At 41.3% G+C, this 1145-nt stretch carries 1 protein-coding gene; it reads right to left on the reverse strand.

The genetic code is table 11. The features are described 5' to 3' along the window. A partial coding sequence (gene tuf / locus CKF54_RS07670) for an elongation factor Tu (RefSeq protein WP_119525764.1) occupies positions 1–1142 on the reverse strand: 1142 nt, incomplete at its 3' end. Positions 1143–1145: the final 3 nt, after the last annotated feature.

The following is a 1145-nucleotide window of genomic DNA, read 5'->3' on the forward strand; positions in this document are numbered from 1 at the left end:
CCACCTTCACGGATAGCGAAACGTAGACCTTGATCCATCGCGATTGGGTGGATTAAGCTTACAGTCATTTTGATGTTATCACCTGGCATTACCATCTCAACACCTTCTGGTAATTCGATAGTACCAGTTACGTCTGTTGTACGGAAGAAGAATTGAGGACGGTAACCTTTGAAGAATGGAGTATGACGACCACCTTCTTCTTTAGTTAATACGTAAACTTCTGAATCGAAGTCTGAGTGAGGAGTAATTGTACCTGGTTTAGCTAATACTTGACCACGTTCAATTTCTTCACGTTTAGTACCACGTAATAATGCACCGATGTTTTCACCCGCACGACCTTCGTCTAGAGTTTTACGGAACATTTCTACCGCAGTTACAGTTGTTTTAGTTGTAGGTTTGATACCAACGATTTCAACTTCATCACCTGATCTTACGATACCACGCTCAACACGACCTGTTACTACTGTACCACGACCTGAAATTGAGAATACGTCTTCGATTGGTAATAAGAATGGTTGATCGATCGCACGAACTGGATCAGGAATGTAGCTATCTAATGTGCTAGCTAATTCTAAAATTTTCTCTTCCCACTCAGCTTCACCTTCTAAAGCTTTTAATGCTGAACCACGGATGATTGGAGTGTCATCACCTGGGAAGTTATATTGATTTAATAGATCACGAACATCCATGTCTACTAATTCTAATAACTCTTCGTCATCTAACATATCACATTTGTTTAAGAATACGATAATGTAAGGTACACCTACTTGACGAGCTAATAGAATGTGCTCACGAGTTTGTGGCATAGGACCGTCTGTTGCAGCTACTACTAGAATAGCACCATCCATTTGAGCAGCACCTGTGATCATGTTTTTAACATAATCGGCGTGTCCTGGACAGTCAACGTGTGCATAGTGACGGTTAGCTGTGTCATACTCAACGTGAGAAGTGTTGATTGTAATACCACGAGCTTTTTCTTCTGGTGCGTTATCGATTTGATCGAATGCACGAGCTGAACCACCGAAGTGTTTAGCTAATACTGAAGTAATAGCAGCTGTTAAAGTTGTTTTACCGTGGTCAACGTGACCGATTGTACCTACGTTTACGTGCGTTTTGCTACGAACGAACTGTGACTTAGCCATTTT

Origin of the sequence: Psittacicella hinzii, assembly GCF_003585885.1 — a bacterium.
GTDB lineage: Bacteria > Pseudomonadota > Gammaproteobacteria > Enterobacterales > Psittacicellaceae > Psittacicella.